Raw genomic sequence first — 20,737 nt, 5'->3', positions numbered from 1 at the left:
GCGGAGGCCATGGCGTCACCGGGGGTTCACCTGGTCCTCGTTCGGGGGTTCCGAAGAGGTTACCCGGCGTTCCTGTGAAACGGCCGTTACCAGAGCAGCTGGGCCAGCGCGAACGCGGCGAAACCGGCGAACACGAACCCGGCGACCCGCTGGATCAGCTTCGGCCGGATCCGGTCGCGGATCTTCGCGCCGATGAACACCGCCAGCCCGGCGACCGACACCAGCGCGACGAACGCGCCGACCCCGACCGCGAACGGGTTGCCGAGACGGGCGACGAGGCCCGCGGTCGCCAGCTGCGAGGCGTCGCCCCACTCCGCGGCGAAGAGCACGCCGAAGGACGTCAGCGCGGAACGCAGGAACGACACCGGCCCGGGTCCGGACCGCGACGCGTCCTCGCCCGCTTCGCTGCCTTCGCTGAAGCCCTCGCGCATGAGCAGGAACGCGCCGACGCCGAACATCGCGGCGACCAGCACCGAAACAAGAGTTTCCGGCAAGAGGGTGAGCAGGCTTCCGAAAGCGACCGCGATCACGCATTGCACGGCGAACGCCACGCATACTCCGGCGAATACCGGCCAGGCGCGGAAACGAGTAGTGAGCACGAGGGTCGCGACGAGCGTCTTGTCCGGCAGCTCGACGGCCAGTACCAGGCCGAACGCGCTGAACAGAGCGATCAATGCGGGAGACATGGGTTCGTGCTCACCCCTTTCACTGCAACGATAAAGGGGAGGTTCAGAAAACCGCAAGCTGATGGGTTTCGCGAATTGCCTGATAAGGTCGGCAGAATGCTCGCCGCTGGTGGGCCGGAATATTTTTTTCGGTGCGCCGAATTCTGTTTTCCGGCTGCGGTACGGTGCGGGTCATGTCTGCTGACCACGTCGTCGTCACCACCACCGTCGACTCCGAGGCCGCCGCGCGCACCATCGCCGCGAGCGCCATCGAGGCCCGGCTCGCCGCGTGCGCCCAGATCGTGGGGCCGATCACCAGCGTTTTCCGGTGGGAGGACGAGGTGCAGACGGCGGCCGAATGGCGGGTCGAGTGCAAGACGGCCGCGGACCGGTCCGGTGCGCTGGAGGAGTTCCTGAACGTGCGGCATCCGTACGACCTGCCCGAGGTCATCGTCACGCCGATCGTCGGCGGCAGCCCGCGGTACCTGTCGTGGCTCGTGGAGGAGACCCGCTGAGCACCACCTGATCGGGGGTAGCTCGGCCTGGGTCCGGACCCGGATTCCAGCAGGTCGGCGGGACGTTGGTCCCGGCTGGTTCAGGACGTGTTGAACTGGCTGGCGCGACTGTGCGCGCGGAGGATCGGACACGTGGATGTCCTTGAGCTCGCGCGGTGGCAGTTCGGCATCACCACCGTCTACCACTTCCTGATGGTCCCGCTGACCATCGGACTTTCGGTGCTGGTCGCGGCCATGCAGACGGCGTGGGTGCGCACCGGCAAGCTGCGGCACCTCAAGATGACGAAGTTCTGGGGCAAGCTGCTGCTCGTCAACTTCGCCATGGGCGTGGTGACCGGGATCGTGCAGGAGTTCCAGTTCGGGATGAGCTGGAGCGCCTACTCCCGGTTCGTCGGCGACGTGTTCGGCGCGCCGCTCGCGATGGAAGGCCTCCTCGCGTTCTTCGTCGAGTCGGTCTTCCTCGGCCTGTGGATCTTCGGCTGGGACCGGCTGCCTCGTCGCGTGCACCTGGCCTGCGCCTGGGCGTTCTCGCTGGCCACGATGGCCTCGGCGTACTTCATTCTCGCCGCGAACTCGTGGATGCAGCATCCGGTCGGCGTCGAGTTCGTGAACGGCAAGCCGACGATGAACTCGATCGGCGCGGTGCTCACGAACAACACGGCGCTCGCCGCGATCCCGCACACGCTGGCCGGCGCGTTCTCGGTAGCGGCGGCGTTCCTGGTCGGCGTGGCCGGCTGGCACCTGTGGCGGCGACGGTCGACGTCGGACGAACACCGCGAGGTCTGGCGTTCGTCGCTGCGCCTCGGCGGCTGGGTCGGCGTGGTGGCGTTCGCGGTACTGGCGATCACCGGCGACATGCAGGGCAAGCTGATGTTCGAGCAGCAGCCGATGAAGATGGCGTCCGCGGAAGCGTTGTGCCACACGGAAAAGCCGGCGAGCTTCTCGATCATCGCGATCGGCGACGTGGCCAACGCGAACTGCGAGGACGTCAAGACGTTCAACGTGCCCGCGCTGCTGTCCTTCCTGGCGCACAACGACTTCTCCACCGAGGTCAAGGGCGTGGAGAACCTGGTTTCGGAATACCAGGCGAAATACGGCACGAACTACCCGGACGACCCGGCGCTCGGTTCGCTCGCGGGCAAGCCGATCGACTACGTGCCCAGCCTGCCGGTGACGTACTGGGGCTTCCGGATCATGATCGGCTTCGGCGCGATCTCCGCGGGCATCGGCCTGCTGGCCCTGTGGCTCACCCGACGCGGCCGAATCCCCGGCGGACGCTGGTTCCCGCTGCTGGTGCTCGGCGGCATCGCGACGCCGTTCATCGGCAACAGCGCGGGCTGGATCTTCACGGAGATGGGGCGGCAGCCGTTCGTGGTCGCGCCCAACCCGACCGGCGTCGAGGGCATGTGGATGTTCACGGCACAGGCGGTGTCGAGGCTGACGGTGGGCGAGATCCTGACGTCGCTGATCGCGTTGACGCTGCTGTACGCGGTGCTGGGCGTGGTGGAGCTGTACCTGATGCGCAAGTACGTACGGGGCGGGGTGGACGCGGTGATGCCGCCTGCCGCTGCTTCCTCTTCTGACGAAGGTTCGGATGATTCCGATGACCAGGCGCTTTCGTTCGCCTACTGACCCGGTGGAGCGGGCCGGGGTGCCGCCAGAAGACCCGGAGGGCCGGGTCTGGGCGCGGCCCGCTCCACTGGCCTGGACCGGCCGCGGTCCCGCTGCGATGGACATGACGGAGGTGGAGATGAACGCGACGCTGAGTGGGCCCGGCATGGTGCCGGTCGCGGTGGACGGAATTGCCGTGCTGGGCCGGTCCGCTGCTGCGACGCACAGTTCCACGTTCCCGGTTGAGCTTGGACGAGTTACTGCGTCGGACCGATCTGCGGCGGCGCACCTCACGACGTTCCTGGTTGCGCGAGAGAGACGAGCCGCTGCGGCGGCACCCAACCTTGCCTCCCCGGTTGGGCGGGTCGGCCGAGCTACTGCGTCCAACCGACCTGCCGGGGTGGCACCCAACCTCCCGTCCCCGACTGCGCTGGACGGCCAAGTCACCGCGCTGGATCGATCCGCCGCCGCGACGCACGACCAGACATCCCCGTCCGCGCGCGACTTCGCCCCAGCTCACCCCGGCCCGCAGCACCAGCCGACGCAAACCTTTGCCCCGACCCCTCCCCGCGCGTACGCAGCCCCCGCCCTCACCGGGGGGACGCCCCGTACCCAGCGTAATCGGGTCGTGGCTCTCGCGGGTTACCCACAGCGAATCTGTGGACAACTCGGCGGGTTGTGGATAACTCAGGGCCATCGTGGGGACAACCCGGTGGCCGACCGGATGACGCCGGCGCACGCCGGACGAGGTGAGTGGGCATGACGCTCGAAACGCTGTGGTTCGCGATCGTCGCGTTGTTCTGGCTGGGGTATCTCTTCCTCGAAGGATTCGACTTCGGCGTCGGGATGCTGCTGCCGGTGCTCGGGAAGACGAACACCGAGCGGCGCGTCCTCGTCAACACGATCGGGCCGGTCTGGGACGGCAACGAGGTCTGGCTGATCGTCGCGGCCGGGGCGACTTTCGCGGCGTTTCCCGGCTGGTACGCGTCGCTATTCTCCGGTGCCTACCTCCCGTTGCTGCTCGTCCTCATCGCGCTCATCGGGCGCGGCGTCGCGTTCGAGTACCGCGGCAAGGTCGACTCCGAACGCTGGCGGCGCGTCTGGGACCGCGTGATCATCATCGGTTCCTGGATCCCTCCGCTGGGCGTCGGGCTGCTGCTCGCGACCACCGTGCTCGGCCTGCCGCTCGACGCGCAAGGCAACCGCGTCGGGTCGCCGTTCGAGTCGGTCCGGTGGGACACGTTGCTGGGCGCGGTGGCGATCGTCGGGTTCTCGCTCGTGCACGGCGCGGCGTTCCTTGCCCTGAAAACGACCGGTGACCTGCGGGAACGCGCGCGCACCATCGCGCTGCGCATCCTCCCGGTCGGGCTGCTGCCGTTGGTCGCGTTCCTCGTGGTCGTCCAGGTCCGCGAAGGCAAACTGTGGACGCTCTTCTCGCTGGTGATCGTCGTCCTCGCCGCCGCGGTCGCGTGGCTGCGGCTCTACGTCGACCGCGACGGGCAGGCGTTCGCCGCGCTCGCGGTCGTCATCACGGCCGCTGCGGTGACCCTCTTCGGGGCGCTCTACCCGAACGTCCTGCCGTCCACGCTCGACCCGGCGCACTCGCTGACCATCATGAACAGCGCGGTCAGCCACTACACGCTGACGGTGATGACCTGGGTCGGCGCGTTCGGGGCGCCAGCTGTGCTGATTTATCAAGGCTGGACCTACTGGGTGTTCCGCAAGCGCATCGGCGTCCAGCACATCCCGGCGGTGCACGCACCATGACCGAGCTTCCCGGCCGCGCACCCCTTTCCGCCACCGGGTCCCCCATGGACCCTGTGCGGCCGGGCAAGGGTCCGCTCGGCGCGCTATCGGCCCTGGGGCCGGCCGCGCGCCGAGCGCTGATCCTGGTCGCGGTGCTGTCGTTCGGGAACGCGGTTTTCCTTGTCGGACAAGCTTTTCTGCTGGCGGACATCCTCGCGGACGTGGTCTCCCGGGGGCTGGGGGAAGGGGGCCGCACCGTCCAGTTGGCTGTCCTGTTCGCGCTCGTCGTGGGCCGCGCGGGCACCAGCTGGGCGGTGCGGGTGGTTTCCGCCCGCGCCGCCGCGACCGCGCAACGCGACCTGCGCGCCCGCGTCGTCGACCACGCGTTGCGCCTCGGCCCGGAATGGCTCGCCCGCCGCGGCCACGGCGAACTCACGACCCTCGTGACCCGCGGCCTCGACGCACTCGATTCCTACTTCCGCGAGTACCTGCCCGCGCTCGTCACCGCCGCGGTCGTCCCCGTCGCGGCAGGCGCGGCGATCCTGTGGACAGATTGGCCGTCGGCGGTGATCATCGCCGCGACGGTCCCGTTGCTGCCGATGTTCGCCGTCCTGGTCGGAAAATTCACCGCCGACCGCGTTTCCGGCGCGACGGACGCGGTGCATCGGATGTCCGGCCTGCTGCTCGAACTGGTGCGAGCGTTGCCAGTGCTCACCGCGTTCCGGCGAGCCGACGCCCAAGCCGAAACCGTCCGGAAACTGTCGGACCGGCATCGTCGCGCCACGCTCAAGACGTTGCGCGTCGCGTTCTCCTCGGCATTCGTGCTCGAACTCGCGGCGACGCTCTCGGTCGCCTTGGTGGCTGTCGTCATCGGCGTTCGGTTGGTGTCGGGATCGCTACCGCTGGCGATCGGACTCGGCGTGCTGATCCTCGCTCCCGAGTGCTACCAGCCGATTCGCGCGGTCGGCGCGGCATTCCACGCGAGCGAGGACGGGGTGGAAGCGGTCCGCCGGGTGACTACGGTGCTCGCGGAACCGGTCCCGGCCGAAGGAACGCGGACCGCTCCCTGTGGATCGTTGGTTGTGTCCGACCTAAAAGTCGCTCGACGCGGTGGATTCGCTCCCGACGGCGAGAGTTTCTCCGTCCGGCGCGGCCAGATCGTATGGCTGCGCGCGCCGAGCGGTGGCGGTAAATCGACCACGCTCGCGACCTTGCTGGGCTTCGTGCCGTCCTACGACGGGTCGGTGCTGGCCGGAGACGTACCGCTGGCTCAGGCCGACCTCGAACGGTGGCGCGCGGGGATCGCCTGGGTCCCGCAGTCGCCGGTTTTCAGCGGCGGCACCGTGCGGGAAGAACTCGCGGTCGCTGGATCGGACGTCGACGCGGTACTCGGCGAACTCGGCCTGCACGGTCTCGCCGACCGTCCGGTCGACCGGCTTTCCCAAGGACAACGCCAGCGCGTCGCCGTGGCTCGGGCATTACTGCGAGTTCAGTCGGGCGCGTGGTTGCTCCTGCTGGACGAGCCGACCGCGCACCTGGACGACGTCAACGCGCGTCGGGTCATGGACGCCGTCGAGCGAGCCGTCGAAAACGGTGCGGCGGCGGTCATTGCTGCGCACGAACGTTCAGCCGCAGTCGCTGTTGAGGACTCGGCTCCCGCGGCGGTTACTCAGTCCACTTCGGACAGTCCTGACGCCCGGCCGCTTCCCTGGCGGATGTTGCTCGACCGACGGCTGTTCTCCGGTGCCCTGTTAGGTGCCTTGGCGCTCTTGGCCGGGATCGCCCTCACCGCGACCTCTGGCTGGTTGATCGCCAAAGCTTCGTTGCAGCCGCCGATTCTGACCTTGACGGTCGCGGTCGTCGGGGTGCGCGCGTTCGGACTTGGCCGAGCCGGACTCCGGTATGTCGAACGGCTCGTGACGCACGACGCCGCCTTCCGGATCGCCGGACGGTTGCGTGTTCGGCTGTGGAATGCGTTGGTGCGCTTGGGTCCCGCACGCAGCCTCGAAGCCGGGGAGAGCCAACGGCGGTTGGTGGCGGACGTCGACACGGTGCGGGATCTGCTGCCGCGAGTCGTGTCGCCGCCGATCGTGGTCGGGCTGGTCGCGGCCGGGGCTGTCGCGGTGCAGACGTTGGTGCTGCCGTCGGCCGGTTTGGTACTGGCCTTGACTGTGCTGGTCGGCTTGGCGGCACCGGCGGTCGCGTTGCGGTTGGAGCGACGGGCGACTTCGGCCCTGGCTGCTGGACGCCGGGACGTCGCCGCGCGGGTGCTGGTGCTGTTCTCGTCGGCGGCGGAACTGCTCGCCTACGGCGGGGCGGCTTCGCGTCGCCGCGACTTGGCCTCGACGGACACCCGACTGGCCGCCGACACCCGACGGCAAGCCTTCGGCGCAGGCGCGGCGGATGCGCTGATCACGCTGGCGACTGGGGCGGCCGCAGTGGTCAGCACGATGCTGGCGGCGGGCGCGGTCGGCCGTGGGGAGCTGGCGGGGGTGATGGCGCCGCTGCTGGCGTTGGTGCCGTTGGCGCTGGCCGAGGTGTTGGCGCTGTTGCCGCAGGCGGCGGTGCATTGGGACACCCTGCGAGCGGCTCGGATTCGGCTCGGCGCGGTGGTCGGCGAGTCGGAGGTTGAGCGTTCGCAGGGTTCGGCTGGTTTTGCCGGGGGTGCGTGCGACGCCGACGCCCGAGCGCGTGCTGCGGTTGGTTCCGCTGGGGGCATCCACGAAGCAGCAGGTCGCGCGGGAGCGGGGCGGTCGCGGGGTGCGGCTGGTCCCGCCGGGGACGTTGACGAAGAAGCCCGTCGCGCTGAACCGGCGGGTTCCCTTGTCGCTCAGTCCGTCGACGAGCCGGACTTGGAGCGTGCAGCTGCGGTTCGGTTGCGGGGTGCCGAGCTGGGGTGGCCTGGCGGCGAGGCGGTGCTGAAGGACGTCGAGTTGAGCGTGCCGGCCGGGGCTTATGTCGCGGTCGTCGGGCCGAGCGGGGCTGGGAAGTCGACGTTGGTGGCGGCCTTGCTGGGGTTCCTCGAGCCTCGTCGCGGCGAGGTCGTGGTGCCGGCGAAGGTGGCTTGGGCGCCGCAGGAGCCGATGCTTGTCTCGACCACTGTGGCGGAGAATTTGCGGCTCGCTGATCCGCTGGCGGAGACGTCCGATTTGCGGCGGGTGCTTGATCAGGCGCAGTTGCCGGAGCTGGATTTGGCGACGGTGCTCGACAGCGCCGGGGCCGGATTGTCTGGCGGGCAGGCGCAGCGGGTGGCGTTGGCGCGGGCGTTGCTGGCGGCTCCGTCGGCGGAGTTGGTGTTGCTTGACGAGCCGACGTCGCATCTCGACGAGCCGACGGCGCGGGCGTTGCGGGCGACGTTGCGTACAGAGCTTGCTGGACGGACGGTCGTGCACGTAACGCACAATGCGGATGAAGAGCTGCAAGCGGACATCGTTTTCGAGGTCCGGGACGGGCGCGTCGTGCGGCGGGCGTTGCCGCGGGTGGCGGCGTGACGGAGGGTTGTTGGTGACGGTCACGATTTCGGGTCTGGGGCAGGGCTCCGCGCTAAGGTCGGAGTTGCTTATGGACCCGACACTCGCCGCGCGCGCCCTATCCGCGGCTACGGAGATCACCAGCACCGCGCTGTCCGGGGACGACCCGGAGGGGGTGCTGGAAACAGTCGTGGCCAGAGCCGTCGAGCTGGCGGACGCGGACCTCGGGCTGGCGATGGTCAGCGCCGACGACGGGCGCGTCGTGGTCGAGGCGGCGTATGGGGTCGACGGCTTTCTCGCCGAGGTGCAGACGGGCGACGGTGACGGCGGGCCGGTCGGGGAACTGCGCGGGCTGACCCTCGGGACGGACTCCGCGGCGGGCCAGGTCGCGCGCGGCAGTGAGCCGATCGCGGCGGAGGACTTCATCGTCGACCCGCGCACGGCCCCGTATGTGCCGGACGAACTGCGCGGGTACGGACCGTTCGCGGCCGCGCCGTTCGGCTCCGGCGGGCGGGTGCTCGGCGCGCTCACGGTGTACCGACGGCAAGGTCGCGAGCCGTTTTCCGCGGGCACGGTCGAGATGCTCGCGGCGTTCGCGGCGCAGGCCGGGGTGGTGCTCGCGCTGGCGGAGGGCGCGAACGCACGGCATCGCGTGACCCTCTACCAAGAGCGCGAACGCATCGCCCGTGAGCTGCACGACGTGATCGTGCAACGGCTCTACGGCACCGGCATGCAGCTGGACCGGGTCCGCCGCAACATGCGAAAACGCTTCGCGCAGGCCGACGGGGCCCGGCTGTCCGACGCGATCGACCAGCTGGACCAGACCATCGAGGAAATCCGCGGCACCGTGCGCGCCCTGCGCTCGCCCGAGCCACGGCACGACCCCGGGACCCCGACCGACCTCGCCGAATCCGCGCGCGGCGAAGTGCGCATCGCCGGCGAGCTGCTCGGGTATCCGCCGACGCTGGAGCTGTCCGGCGAGTTCGCCGACATCCCCGCCGAGCGGGCCGACCACATCCGTGCCGCACTGCGCGAGGCACTGTCCAATGTGGTCCGACACTCCGGCGCGAGCGAAACCCGCGTGACCCTGACCCGCGACGCGGAGGGTGTGAAGCTTCGCGTGCGGGACAACGGATCCGGGGTGCCGCAAGGGGTCGCGACCCGGGGGCTTCGGCATCTCGCCGAGCGTGCTGATGCTGCTGGTGGCCGGTTTTTCCTCAATTCTTCGCCGAGTTTGGGGACGCTGGTCGCGTTTGACCTGCCGCTTGAGTGAGTGGTTCGGTGGTTGGGTTGTTGCGCAGGGTTCAGTAAGTGCAGCGGAGCGACGGCAGCCGCAGTGTTGCGATGGAGAACTGCGGCTGGCGACGAGAATCGCAGTGCGGCGACGGCAAATCGCGGCGCAGCTACGACAGCCGCGCGGCGACGACAGCCGCGGGGCGACGACAGCCGCGGGGCGACGGCAGCCGCCGCGGAGCGATGACAACCGCAGCGCGGCGACGGCAACCGCGGCGCAGCGCCGAACAACCGCAGCGCGGCGACGGCAACCGCGGCGCAGCGCCGAACAACCGCAGCGCGGTCACGAACAACGGCAGCGCGGCGACGAGAACCGCAGTGCGGCGACGACAACCGCGGCGCAGCGCCGAACGACCGCAGTGCGGTCACGAACAACGGCAGCGCGGCGACGAGAACCGCAGTGCGGCGACGACTACTGTGGCGCAGCGACGAACAACCGCAGCGCGGCGATCGACGCTGAAGCAGCCATGCCGCAACGTCGACACCGCACGCGCGACTGCGCTCCTTGCAGCTGTGACGGGACGCCCACCACGTAGCCACCACGAAGCCACCACGCTGCGACGCCACCGCACGGCAACTCCACCGCATCGGTGACAGTTCGCGTTGCACCGACCGCCGTGACCGGATTGCCTTGGCTGCCAAGGCAATAAGGCAATAACCCGTCCAGCGTCGAGTCCTGAGCGGACTCCGAAGCGGCAGTTACCGCGCCGCGCGCGCACGTCGCGGTAACCACATCGCATCGAGCTGACATCGCATCGGGCTCGTCAGGGGCAGCCGCACAGCACGGCGTAGCTCTGCACTGTGTCGTCGACCCCGCGTCGCGGCGACCTAGCGCAGTACCGAAACGCCACCTCGACCTAGCACTGTTTCAAGCCAGCCACCTAGAATCCGCCGCCTCGGATCGCAGGAAACGCGCTGTGTCTGCGTTGTCTGAATCGCGTTTGTCCTGAATCGTCGCGGCAAACACGCCGCATCGACCTCGCGCCGTTGTGAACCCACCGCTGTGAACACACCGCGCACCAAGAGATTCAGCCTTCACGAGTCATCGAACACACTCCTTCCTCGAATTCGCTCTGCCACCGAGCCGTTCCCCATGGTAGCGAAGAATCGAACATCCATTCGGCACTCAATTGGGTGAACCACTCCCTGGAAGTCGGCTACCCACAGCTCTGTCTTGGACGCCGAGAACCCCGTCCGCAGCAATGCGGGCGGGGTTTGGGCGCGGAATCAGCAGGAGTCAGTCGCGGTTAGCGAAGAAAGCGCGAATGTCGCCGGCGAGGAGGGCGGGGCGTTCCATCGCCGCGAAGTGACCGCCTTCCTCGAAGCGGCTCCAGTGCACGATGTTGGTGTTGTCGCGTTCGGCGAAGGTCCTGATGGTCTGGAAGTCGTCCTTGAACACCGCCACCCCGGTGCGCGCGTCGCTCACCCGCGGCTCGGCCTGTGCGCGGGCGTTCTCCAGGTAGCTGCGGCTCATCCCGGAAGCGGCGTTGGCGAACCAGTTCACGCTCACCTCCAGCAGGATCGTTTCCAGCGGCACCAGCGACGTCCCGTTGCCGAAGGAGTTGAACAGCTCGCTGTAGGCGAGTAATCCGATCGGGGAGTCACTGAGGCCAACGGAAACCGTCTGGGGGCGCGAGGCGTTCATCGTGTTGTAGCCACCGACTGATTGAAACCATTGCATGTGCGCCAGGCCGGCGTGATCGGCCGGTTCGAGGCGTTCGAATTCCGCCGGGTCGCCGGACGGGAACGAGAACAGCTGCAGGACGTGCAGGCCGAGGAAACCGTCCGGGTTCAGCACGCCGAGCTCCCTGGCGACCATCGCGCCGTTGTCCGAGCCGTGGATTCCGTAGCTCTCGTACCCGAGGCCGCGCATCAAGCGGTCGTACGCGGCGGCGACGCGGGCGACTGTCCAGCCCGCTTCGGCGACGGGCTGGGAGAAGCCGTAGCCGGGTGCGTCGGGGATGACGACGTCGAAGGCGTCCTCTGCGCGGCCGCCGTGCGCGACCGGGTCGACGAGGCGGTCGATCAGGTCGAGGTAGTCGACCGACGAGCCGGGATAGGTGTGCGCGAGCAGCAGCGGCGTCGCGCCGGGATGGGCGGAGCGGACGTGGATGAAGTGGAACGTCTGGCCGTCGATCTCGGTGGTGAAGTGCGGGAAGGAGTTGATCCGCGCTTCGGCGGCGCGCCAGTCGAAGCTCCGCCACGCCTCGAGCGCCGTCCGCAGGTAGGCGTTCGGGGTGCCGGCGTCCCAGTCGTCGGTCGGCGACGGCTGCGGCAGGCGGGTGCGGGCGAGGCGGTCGTGCAGGTCCGCGAGTTCGGCGTCGGTGATCTCGACGGTGAAGGGGCGGAGGGCGAGGGAGGCGGTTGCGTTCGTCATGAGAAGAACACTAGGAGGCTATTAGGTAGGATCAGTTCCTAATAGAATAAGGAGTTTCGATGGCCGATCCGACGGCGCGGTTGCTGGCGCTTCTCGCTCTCCTGCAGACGGCCGCTGGGCGGAGTGGCCGGGAACTGTCGGAGCGCCTGGGCGTCTCGGCCCGCACGATCCGGCACGACGTCGACCGGCTGCGTGACCTGGGTTATCCCGTCGAGGCGACGCGCGGGAACGTCGGCGGCTACCGGCTGGGCTCGGGCGGGAAGCTGCCGCCGCTCCTGCTGGACGACGAGGAGGCGGTGGCGGTCACCGTCGGGCTGCGGGCGGCGGCGGGTATCTCCGGGATCGAGGAGGCCGGCACGCGGGCGCTCGCGAAGCTCGAACAGGTCCTGCCGTCGAGGCTGCGTCCGACGGTCGACGCCCTGCGCTCGACAATCGACCGCGGTCCCGAGAACACCGGCACCGACGCGCCCGATCCGGAGGTCGACGGCGCCGTGCTGCAGGAGGTCGCGCGGGCGATCCGGCACGTCGAGTGGCTCCGGTTCGACTACGCGGACGAACTGCGGCTGGTCGAGCCGTACCGGTTGCTCAGCTGGCAACGACGGTGGTACCTGGTCGCGCGCGACCCGCAGGACGGCAGCTGGGCGACCTACCGCGTCGACCTGATGCAGCCGCGGATGCCGACCCGCCGCCGGTTCGAACCGAATCCCTTGCCCGGCGGGGATTACACCGCCTTCGCGATGCGCACGATCGCGGCGAGCGGGTGGATCGTGCACGCGCGGCTGCGCATCGATGCCCCGGCGGACGAGGTGCTGGCGCGGATCAATCCGACGGTCGGCGTCGTCGAACCCCTTGACGAGCACCAATGCGTACTCGTCACCGGCGCGGACAGCTTGGACACCGTGGCTGTCTACATTGGAATGCTGATGATGGACTTCACGGTCGAATCGCCTCCGGACCTGATCCCGCGGCTGCGGCTGCTGTCCGAACGCTACGGTCGCGCCGTCGCGGGCAGCTGATTCACTTGCCGCGCCGGGCAATCCACGCCGCGGCCTGGGTGCGGCGCTGCATGCCGAGCTTCGCCAGCACGGACGTCACGTAGTTCTTCACCGTTTTCTCGGCGAGGAAAAGCCGTTCAGCGATCTCGCGGTTCGACAGCCCCTGCCCGATCAGCTCCAGGACGTCGCGCTCGCGATCGGTGAGGGCGGCCAGCTCGTCGGTCGGCGGATGACGCAGCTTGTCGAGCACGCGAGCGGTGCTGACCGGGTCGAGCAGCGACCGTCCGGCGGCGACCTCGCGGACCGCGTTCACCACGTCCTGGCCGCGAACCTGCTTGAGCAGATAGCCCGAAGCACCCGCCATGATCGCGCCGACCATGGCTTCCTCGTCGTCGAACGCGGTGAGCATGAGGCAGGCCGGCGGATTCGGCTTGGACCGCAGCTCGCGGCAGAGCGTGATGCCGTCGCCGTCCCCGAGCCGAACATCGACGACCGCGACGTCCGGCTCGACGTGCATGGCCACCGCGAGCGCCTCCTCGACGCTCCCGGCCTCCGCGACCACTTCCAGGTCGGCCTCGTCGCTGAGCAGGTCGCGCAGGCCCCGCCGGACGAGTTCGTGGTCGTCTACGAGCAGCACCTGGATCGGCATATCTCCAGGTTACGGGGCATGGGGCGGTTCGTCTGCCGGTGGTGCCGCACGACACCAGGAGTTACCGCTCGCAGGCCACCCCGTCGCCGTCGCGGTCCAGTCCTGGACGGTAGCCGGGTTCGCCGAGGTGAAGCGGCGTCGCGTGTGCAGCTTTCGCGGCCGCGCAGTTCTTGTAATACACACTGCTCGGCTGCTCAGGTTCCGGCGTGTCCTCGACCGGCGGCGGGGCGGCTTGGTCAGACGTGCGCGGCGCAGGCGGGGGAGCGGGCGTTTCCTTCTGCGGCGTCGGAGTCGGCACCGGCGTCGGCGCGGTGATCACGCCTTTGCAAGGTTCCGCCCACAATCCAGTCGCAGCTTGCTGGGCTGCGTTCGCCGCCGTGCGCAGCGAATCGGAGACGACATTGCCGGACAGCCGGGCATATCCGGCGGAAAGCGCCGCGGTCGCGTAGTCGGTGCCGTCGCTCAAGGCCAACGCGACGCCGTCAGTGGTGTCCGTGGTGATCTTCACCGCCGCGCTGGCGAGCTTGTTGTTGGCCCAAACCGCCGTTTCACTTGCATAGCAATTGGTTCCGGTCGCCACTTCGAGACCGAGGATGCGCACGGTGCGATGGCTGCCGTCGGAACCGGCCAGTTCGATGTTGGCGGCGTCGGTGATTTTGTCCACGGTGTAGGTCACCGGTACGGGGGTGGCTGATGTGGTCGGCGGCGGGGCGACCGGTGCGGCGACCGGCTCCGGCGTCGGTGCCTGCTTTCCGAAAACCGCGCCCAGAATGAAAAGAACCGCGAAGACGCTGAGGACGACCGTCAACCAGGTCGGGAGTTTCAGCTTGGGACGCGACGGCGGCGCGGGCGTGGAGTGCATTCGGAATTCCTCTTCCTGAGGCGGGTGCCGAATGGTGTTCGCGCAAACGGCAGCAAGTGTTACGCGACCGGCAGCAAGGGCTAAGAAGAAGTCACGGATCCGTCACAAAGACAGTGCCTGACCTCCCGCGTGTGACGATTCGCCGACTTCTCACGATGGTTAGGGGAACTGTCCAGGAGAAAGCGCATCCACGATGGCCGAGCTGATCGAACGACTGTCCCTGTCCTCGACCGGGCAGGTACCCGCGGGCGGCACGGAATTCACCGCGCTCGACGTGAAGACGACCGGACTGCACACCGGCCGCGTCCTGGAGGTCGCCGCGATCCGGTTCCGTGGGGACGGGACGTTCCTCGGCGAGTTCGCGACGGTCGTCGCCGCGGACGCGAACCGGCGCAACCCGCACCGCATCACCGCGGCGGAACTGGCTGACGCGCCGGCCTTGGGCGACATCCTCAGCCAGGTGTTCGACCTGTGCCGGGGCGCGGTCGTCATGGCCCACGACCTGTCCTCGGTGGAAGGACTTCTTGCCGAGATCAGCCAGTTGGGCGTCCGCCTGCCGCGGCTGCCGGGGATCTCGCTCAAGGACACCGCGCAGGCGGTCTTGCCACTGCCTAACTACCGGCTCGCCACCATCGCCCGCGCCTTCGGCATCGAGGACTTCCCCGGTTATCTCGCCGAACCGGCCGCCCGGGCGTGCGCGCAGGCGATGATCGCGCTCCTCGGTACGCACGGGTTGCGGTTCGCGCAGCCGGTGCGTTTTCCGGAGCTGCCGCGGTACGCGTCCCAAGCGGTTGCCGTGCGCCGGTCTGCGGCCGGTGCGGAGAAGGGCTGGATGGCCGAGGCAGTGGACCGCGTTTCCGCGGCGGCCGGCGGACCGGTCGCGCAGGCTTACCTCGACCTGCTCGCCGAAGCGGTCGGCGATCAATTCCTGACCGACGAGGAGGTCTGGGCGCTCGCCGATCTCGCGGCTGAAGCCGGGATGGCCGAGGCGGAGGTGCAGCGGATCCACACCGGCTTCGTCGCCGAACTGCGGCGGGTCGCGGAAGCCGACGGGGTGGTGACTTCCGTCGAGTACCGCGAACTGCGGCAGGTCGCGGACGCGCTCGGGGCGCTGGAAGTGGTCGTGGACCTCAGGACCACCGCTACCGGCGACAAGCCGACGAGAGTGCTGGTGCTCGGGACGACGGCGGACGCGGACCAGTTGCGCGCGGGTGCTGTCGGAAGGGTTCCAGCTCGCGAAGAACCTGACGGGCTCGGTCACGCACCTGGCGTACGACTCGGGGGTGCGCGAGTCCGAACCGCGGCTTTCCCGGGCGCTCGAACTCGGCGCGCACGTCTTGCGACTGGACGAGGCCGCGGTGCTGTGGGGCTTCGTTCCGGCCCCGCAGCCGAGGCATGAGAAAGCGCCCTCCAGCCGGGCCGGGACGATCGGGCAGGTGCTGATGGGGATCGGGCTGATCCTGATGGTCATCACGGTGGTCGCGATGTTCGACGGCGCGGGGATGGGCCTGGGGATCGTGCTGGCCGTGCTCGCGGTCGGTGCGCTGGTCGGCGGCTGGTATCTCGACGAGACGAAGCGGGTCGCGGCCGGGTCAGCGGGCTAGCGGAGGGAACCTCTTCTCGTTCCGGTCCACCTTCGCGTTCGCCGCTTCCAGCAGGTCGATCCCCAGTACGTCCGCCAGCCGGACCAGGTACAGCATTACGTCGGCGATTTCGTCCTGGACGTTGAACTCCTGGGCCGGGTCCGCGCGCCAGTTCGCGGCTTCCTCCGGGGTCAGCCACTGGAACAGGGCGATCAGCTCGCCTACTTCGCCGGACAGGGCCATCGTCAGGTTTTTCGGGGTGTGGAACGGTTCCCACTCCCGGGCGGCGGCGAAGTCGCGGAGGCGCTGGGTGAGGTCTTCTAGAGTCACCGGACCTGATTATCACGCGCGGTGCTCACCTGGGGTGTCCGGGTTGGGCCGAAAAGAGTACGCCGTTGGCCCACACGCCGGTTACGGGCCATACGGCAGACTGTTCGCGTGAGCGTCCCCGACCCGGTCGAGTACACCGCCAAAATCGGTGCGGTTCTCGATACTGTGCGGCGGCTGCTCGACTCGGGCAGCCGCGCTGATCTCGCGCCGCTCGCGCGGCGGGCGGTGGACGACATCGTGGGCATGCTCGAGCAGCACGGTGCGCTCGCGGCGGACCTCGAGGTGCGGCTTGACCAGGCGGTCGCCCTGTACGCGCGGGCTTGTGCGGCTCGGCCGCCGGATCCGGAGCAACTCGCGGACTGGGTGCTGGAGGCGGCGTTCAACGGGCGGGCGGTCGCGGTGGCGGATTTCGCGGCGGCGCTCGGGGACGCCGGGCTCGCCCGGATGAAGTCCATTGTGGACGAAGTGCTGCGCGGGAAACAGGCCGAAAAGCGCGAGATCGCCGAGCGGCTGCAGGAGGAAATCGCCGAGGCGAGCGGGGACGTGGACGGGCTGGTCGCCATTCTCGCGGCCAAACCGCCGCGGGTGGACGTCAGTCTCAAGATCGTCCGCGTGTTGCGGGCGGCTGGGCGGCACAGCGAGGCGATCGCTTACGCGGCGCGCGTGTTGACTCCGCAGCGGAAGGAAACGCCGCGGCAAAAAGAGGTGCCGCGGCAGAAAGAGGTGCTGCGAAAAGAAGAAGAGTCCATTCCGGAATACCGCGAACGGATCGAGCAGCTGATCGCGCAAAAAGAAGCCGGCGCGTACCGGGAAGCGGCGCAGTGCCTCAAAAAGCTGCGCACCCTCCACAAGCAAGCGGGCACGGCGGAGGAGTTCACCGGCTACGTCGCCGAGCTGGTGAACGTCCACCGCCGCAAGACCCGGTTGCTCGCGGAGATCCGGTCGGCCCGGATCGCGCTGCCGAAGGGCTAGATTTCGGCCAAGGCGGCGCGGTAGGCGTCGAGGTCGTAGTCGAGCTGGTCTTCTTCCTCGGTTTCGGTCAACTGTCCTTCGAGGACAGTCACCAAGCGGTCGAGGACGTCGGCGCGGGAAAGGTCCTGCTGCAGCAGGTTCTGCGCGGCGGTCCACACCTCGGCGGGCTCGTCGTCCCACAGCTGGTCCACAATGGACGTCTCAAGCGCGAGGCGGAGGCCGTCCGCGCCGTCGAATTCTTCCGCGGCCAGCGATTCGTGGTACTCCGGGTGCGCGCCGATCACCAGCAGCCGACGCTGTTCCGGGTCGCCGGGGTCGAGGTCGGTCAGTTCCTCGTCACCGATCACTGTGGACAGTTCGGGAACTGCGAACCGGCGGCGGGCCACCACTTCCAGCGCCTCGTCGGCGGATTCGGTGCCGTCGAGGTAGTCGCTGAAGTCCTCGTCCTCGTCGTCGTCCGAGAGGTACTCGCCGAGATACTCGGTGACCTCTTCCAGCAGCGCGGCCGTGGCGACTTCGGACAGTCCGGCCCGAGCCGCGGCCCAGCCCGCCCAGGACAGCACGACCGGTGCGACGGCGTCCTCGTCTTCCAGCTCGTATTCGCCGTCCAGCAAGGATTCGAGGAACCTCGCCAGCTTCTCCGGACCGACGCGCAGCGGGTTCGCCGGTTCGGTGCGGCAGCCGTGGTCGACCAGCAGATTGGCGATTTCCCGGGCGGCGTCGGCGTCCGGCAGGTTCGTGTCGGAGAGGAACTGGGTGACCGCTTCCTCGCGCTGCGCGGCCGTCCATTCGGCGACCGGCGGGACCTCGGTCGGCTCCGGCAGCGACCGCGCCCAGGTCAGCGCGATGGCGTGGAACCGCGTGTAGTCCTCGCCGACGTCCGGCTCGTCCAGCGCGTCGGTGGCCGCGATCCCGGACACCAGCAGCCGGTGCGCGTCGGCAGGCTCGATTTTCTCCAGTACGACCAGTTCGCCGTCTTCCTCGACCTGCGAGCGCATTTCGGCGAGCACCTCGTGCGGCTCCTCGATGACCACCAGGTCGCGCACCCGGCCGCCCTCGGTGAAGTCCAGCAGCGCCAGCAAACCGAGCGAGTGGTCACCGCGGGAAAAGACGCACAGCAGCGACGATTCGTCGCCGTAGACGTCCCCGGTGCGCCAGCATTCGCCGACGCTGACCTGTCCGACCTCGGCGGCCCACTCCGGCTCAGGGATGCCCCGGCCGAGCACGACGCCCAGCGCCTCGGCCGCCGCCGAACGCTCCTCTTCGGACTCCGCCAGCACCTTCAGCGCGGCCAGCAGCGCCGCGGCGCCGGGCGTGATCTTGCGCTGGGCGAAGGCGATCAGCTCAAGTCCCAGCTGCGATTCCGGTTCGTCCTCCACGACGACGTCCCGCCACTGCCCGACGACCTCGGAACCCAGCAGCTCGATGTCGAACGGACCGGGCTCGGCCGCGACCGCGGAGAAGTCCCGCAGCACGTCCTTGAACAGACCGTTGACGCTGGGGGCGGTGGGTAGGGAACTCTTCTTGCGCGCGCGGCTCACCGGACTCATGCCGCACATCTTGCCTGGACCCGAAGCTCAGGTCTCAGCTGGTCGGCTCCGCCGTGCCGCGTGCCTTCACGCGCCGTTCGCGCAGCGCGTCGTCGAAGTCGACGACGAACGCCCCGGCGGCCATCGCGACCAGCAGCGTCAATCCCAATACCGCGCCGACCCAGGTCAGGACGATAGTCAACATCGTGGCCTCCTCCGCAGGTCAACTGCTCTCGTCCTGCTGCTCTCAGGGTCGCTTGCGGACGGGTGCGCTGGTATCGGCCAAGTGGTTACGAAGACGCTGGCCGATCGGTCAATTACTCCGGCCGCTGTGCAGCACGGGGCCGGAGAGACGCGTGTGGGTGACCCTCAGAGCTTCCGCAGTCGAACACGGTTGATGGCGTGGTCGGCGTCCTTGCGGAGCACGAGAGTCGCACGTGGACGCGTCGGCTTGATGTTCTCCATCAGGTTCGGCTCGTTGATGGTGCGCCACAGGTGCCGCGCTTCTTCGCGGGCCTCGTCGTCGGGCAGGCCGGCGAAGTGGTGGAAGTGCGAGGCGGGATCGGCGAACGCGGTGTGCCGCAGCTTCAGGAACCGCTCGACGTACCAGTGCTCGATGTCGTCGATGTGCGCGTCGACGTAAATCGAGAAGTCGAACAGATCCGAGACCGTCAGGCTCGGGCCGGGCTGCAGGACGTTCAGTCCCTCGATGATGAGGATGTCCGGCCGCTCCACCAGCTGTTCCTGGTCCGGGAGGATGTCGTAGGCCAGGTGCGAGTACACCGGCGCGGACACCCGCTCGGCCCCGGACTTCACCTCGGTGACGAACCGCAGCAGCGCGCGCCGGTCGTAGCTTTCCGGGAAACCCTTGCGGTGCATGATCCCGCGCCGGGTCAGCTCGGAGCGGGAGTAGAGGAACCCGTCGGTCGTCACGAGGTCGACGCGCGGGTGGTCGGGCCAGCGGGCGAGCAGGGTGCGCAGGATCCGGGCGGTGGTCGATTTGCCGACCGCGACGCTGCCCGCGATGCCGATCACGAACGGAGCCTTGGTGTTGCGACAGTCCTCGCCGAGGAAGGTCGTGGTGGCCTCGTACAGCTGTTGCCGGGCCTTCACCTGGAGGTTGATCAGCCGCGAAAGCGGCAGGTACACGTCGGCGACCTCGGCGAGATCGATTTGTTCCCCGAGCCCGCGGAGCCGGACCAGCTCGTCCGCGGTCAGCGGCAGCGGAGTGGAGCTGCGCAGCTCCCGCCACTGTTCCCGATGCAGCTCTACATAAGGGCTGAGTTCACGGACCCGTGTGGGCATCGCACACTCCTCGGCCGTCGCCTGCGCTGGCTCCGTCTGCGCTACTTCCGTAACGCCGTATCAACGGTAGGGCTTACCGCGCGTGAACGCGCTGTGATGTGATGCACGCACCCCTGACCGGGGCGGGAATTCGATCACCGAAGGTGACCGTTTGCCCCGAAAACTTCCTGCCACGCGGCGGCGACCTGCCGGGCGCACGCGGCCGGGGCCACGCCGCCGACGCCGGTGCCGAGACCGGGCATCGCGATCGTCCGCACCGCGGAGGAGACCGGACCGGAATCCAGCTGTCCGCGCTGCCATTGCAGGAACACCGCGCGTGCCGCGAGATACGGGTGGACGGTGTCGGCGGGCAGCCGTTCGCCGGGTTCGCGCATCGTCGGCGCGCTGATCAGCCACGCCGGTTCGGATTCGCCGGTCGGGACGATCACCGACTCGCCGATCGGCAGCTCACCGCCGTAAGAAGCCAGTACCGCGCTGCGCACGCTTTGCTCGATGCCGGGGAACGCCCGCGAGTAGACGGCGTCGATCCCGCCGCGCATCCAGCCGTAGGAGTTGGCCGGGCTGACCACCGCCTGTGCGGAGATGTCGAGCACCGAACCGCGGTGCACCCGGACGGAGCCGCCGAAGTCCGCCACGGCGGAGGTCCACGCCGCGGCCAGCGGTTCATCGACGGCGCACAGCACCAATTCCGGCGTTCGGGGAGAACCCGGCAAACCGGCTTCCCCGTGCCCGGCGTGTGTGCCTGAGTCGGCGGTCACCGTTCCAGCATGGCAAAAAACGCCACCCGGCGTAACCGGTTTAGCCACCGGCTGTCCGAGTGAAAAGCGCCACGCCC

The 20,737-nt window shown here is 68.9% G+C and carries 18 protein-coding genes; 9 read left to right on the top strand and 9 right to left on the bottom strand.

Annotation, left to right across the window (positions count from 1 at the left end; genetic code table 11):
* Window positions 1-86 precede the first annotated feature (86 nt).
* Window positions 87-686, bottom strand: coding sequence for a TMEM165/GDT1 family protein (locus tag FKO37_RS02570; protein WP_167754004.1), 600 nt, complete (start codon window positions 684-686; stop codon window positions 87-89).
* 173 nt (window positions 687-859) lie between these two features.
* On the opposite strand from FKO37_RS02570, the gene cutA reads away from it, so the two are divergent.
* The 5 genes from cutA (at window position 860) to FKO37_RS02545 (ending at window position 9,280) form a co-directional block, all read left to right on the top strand.
* Window positions 860-1,180: a divalent-cation tolerance protein CutA gene (gene cutA / locus FKO37_RS02565; RefSeq protein WP_037718964.1), complete on the top strand. Its 321-nt coding sequence runs from the start codon at window positions 860-862 to the stop codon at window positions 1,178-1,180.
* A 132-nt stretch (window positions 1,181-1,312) separates the two neighbouring features.
* Window positions 1,313-2,812 carry a cytochrome ubiquinol oxidase subunit I gene (locus FKO37_RS02560; protein WP_037807005.1) on the top strand — a complete coding sequence of 500 codons (1,500 nt, stop codon included), beginning with the start codon at window positions 1,313-1,315 and terminating at the stop codon, window positions 2,810-2,812.
* Window positions 2,813-3,550: 738 nt separating this feature from the next.
* Window positions 3,551-4,558 (top strand): cytochrome d ubiquinol oxidase subunit II, encoded by a 1,008-nt coding sequence (gene cydB, locus FKO37_RS02555; RefSeq protein WP_238603631.1) that lies wholly within the window; start codon window positions 3,551-3,553, stop codon window positions 4,556-4,558.
* A 44-nt stretch (window positions 4,559-4,602) separates the two neighbouring features.
* The gene (gene cydD / locus FKO37_RS02550; RefSeq protein ID WP_238603630.1) at window positions 4,603-8,028 is read left to right on the top strand and encodes a thiol reductant ABC exporter subunit CydD; all 3,426 of its coding nucleotides are present in this window, start codon (window positions 4,603-4,605) and stop codon (window positions 8,026-8,028) included.
* Window positions 8,029-8,098: 70 nt separating this feature from the next.
* Window positions 8,099-9,280 (top strand): GAF domain-containing sensor histidine kinase, encoded by a 1,182-nt coding sequence (locus FKO37_RS02545; protein WP_134664496.1) that lies wholly within the window; start codon window positions 8,099-8,101, stop codon window positions 9,278-9,280.
* A gap of 1,257 nt (window positions 9,281-10,537) precedes the next feature.
* Here FKO37_RS02545 and FKO37_RS02540 read toward each other — a convergent pair.
* The gene (locus tag FKO37_RS02540; RefSeq protein WP_238603629.1) at window positions 10,538-11,677 is read right to left on the bottom strand and encodes an epoxide hydrolase family protein; all 1,140 of its coding nucleotides are present in this window, start codon (window positions 11,675-11,677) and stop codon (window positions 10,538-10,540) included.
* A 59-nt stretch (window positions 11,678-11,736) separates the two neighbouring features.
* Between FKO37_RS02540 and FKO37_RS02535 the strand changes: the two genes are divergently transcribed.
* Window positions 11,737-12,693: a YafY family protein gene (locus tag FKO37_RS02535; RefSeq protein WP_238603628.1), complete on the top strand. Its 957-nt coding sequence runs from the start codon at window positions 11,737-11,739 to the stop codon at window positions 12,691-12,693.
* A 1-nt stretch (window position 12,694) separates the two neighbouring features.
* Here FKO37_RS02535 and FKO37_RS02530 read toward each other — a convergent pair whose 3' ends face one another.
* Window positions 12,695-13,321: a response regulator transcription factor gene (locus FKO37_RS02530; RefSeq protein ID WP_009085782.1), complete on the bottom strand. Its 627-nt coding sequence runs from the start codon at window positions 13,319-13,321 to the stop codon at window positions 12,695-12,697.
* Between the two features lie 61 nt (window positions 13,322-13,382).
* A complete protein-coding gene (locus FKO37_RS02525; RefSeq protein ID WP_238603627.1) occupies window positions 13,383-14,183 on the bottom strand; it encodes an excalibur calcium-binding domain-containing protein in 801 nt (266 codons plus the stop codon).
* Window positions 14,184-14,376: 193 nt separating this feature from the next.
* Between FKO37_RS02525 and FKO37_RS02520 the strand changes: the two genes are divergently transcribed.
* Together FKO37_RS02520 and FKO37_RS02515 are read left to right on the top strand one after the other, a co-directional pair.
* Complete coding sequence (locus FKO37_RS02520; protein ID WP_238603626.1) at window positions 14,377-15,582, top strand: PolC-type DNA polymerase III; 1,206 nt, start codon at window positions 14,377-14,379, stop codon at window positions 15,580-15,582.
* 37 nt (window positions 15,583-15,619) lie between these two features.
* Window positions 15,620-15,787 carry a hypothetical protein gene (locus FKO37_RS02515; protein WP_238603625.1) on the top strand — a complete coding sequence of 56 codons (168 nt, stop codon included), beginning with the start codon at window positions 15,620-15,622 and terminating at the stop codon, window positions 15,785-15,787.
* On the opposite strand, the gene FKO37_RS02510 is transcribed toward FKO37_RS02515, so the two are convergent.
* Window positions 15,776-16,096 carry a nucleotide pyrophosphohydrolase gene (locus FKO37_RS02510; protein WP_037807023.1) on the bottom strand — a complete coding sequence of 107 codons (321 nt, stop codon included), beginning with the start codon at window positions 16,094-16,096 and terminating at the stop codon, window positions 15,776-15,778. The two genes, FKO37_RS02515 and FKO37_RS02510, sit on opposite strands and share 12 nt — an antisense overlap.
* Window positions 16,097-16,204: 108 nt before the next feature.
* Here FKO37_RS02510 and FKO37_RS02505 point away from each other — a divergent pair, with 108 nt between their 5' ends.
* A complete protein-coding gene (locus FKO37_RS02505; RefSeq protein ID WP_238603624.1) occupies window positions 16,205-17,068 on the top strand; it encodes a hypothetical protein in 864 nt (287 codons plus the stop codon).
* Here FKO37_RS02505 and FKO37_RS02500 read toward each other — a convergent pair.
* The 4 genes from FKO37_RS02500 to FKO37_RS02485 form a co-directional block, all read right to left on the bottom strand.
* Window positions 17,065-18,618, bottom strand: coding sequence for a DUF1841 family protein (locus FKO37_RS02500; protein ID WP_238603623.1), 1,554 nt, complete (start codon window positions 18,616-18,618; stop codon window positions 17,065-17,067). The two genes, FKO37_RS02505 and FKO37_RS02500, sit on opposite strands and share 4 nt — an antisense overlap.
* Before the next feature lie 34 nt (window positions 18,619-18,652).
* Window positions 18,653-18,802 carry a hypothetical protein gene (locus FKO37_RS02495; protein WP_009085794.1) on the bottom strand — a complete coding sequence of 50 codons (150 nt, stop codon included), beginning with the start codon at window positions 18,800-18,802 and terminating at the stop codon, window positions 18,653-18,655.
* 164 nt (window positions 18,803-18,966) lie between these two features.
* Window positions 18,967-19,902, bottom strand: a complete 936-nt coding sequence (gene coaA, locus FKO37_RS02490; protein WP_238603622.1) for a type I pantothenate kinase — start codon at window positions 19,900-19,902, stop codon at window positions 18,967-18,969.
* Window positions 19,903-20,036: 134 nt separating this feature from the next.
* Window positions 20,037-20,660 carry a macro domain-containing protein gene (locus FKO37_RS02485; RefSeq protein ID WP_043837850.1) on the bottom strand — a complete coding sequence of 208 codons (624 nt, stop codon included), beginning with the start codon at window positions 20,658-20,660 and terminating at the stop codon, window positions 20,037-20,039.
* Between the last annotated feature and the right edge of the window lie 77 nt (window positions 20,661-20,737).

The organism is Amycolatopsis sp. Poz14 (assembly GCF_006704225.1).
Taxonomy (GTDB): domain Bacteria; phylum Actinomycetota; class Actinomycetes; order Mycobacteriales; family Pseudonocardiaceae; genus Amycolatopsis; species Amycolatopsis nivea.
Note: the sequence above shows the minus strand (reverse complement) of the source record. Positions and strands in the feature narration are given on the sequence as shown.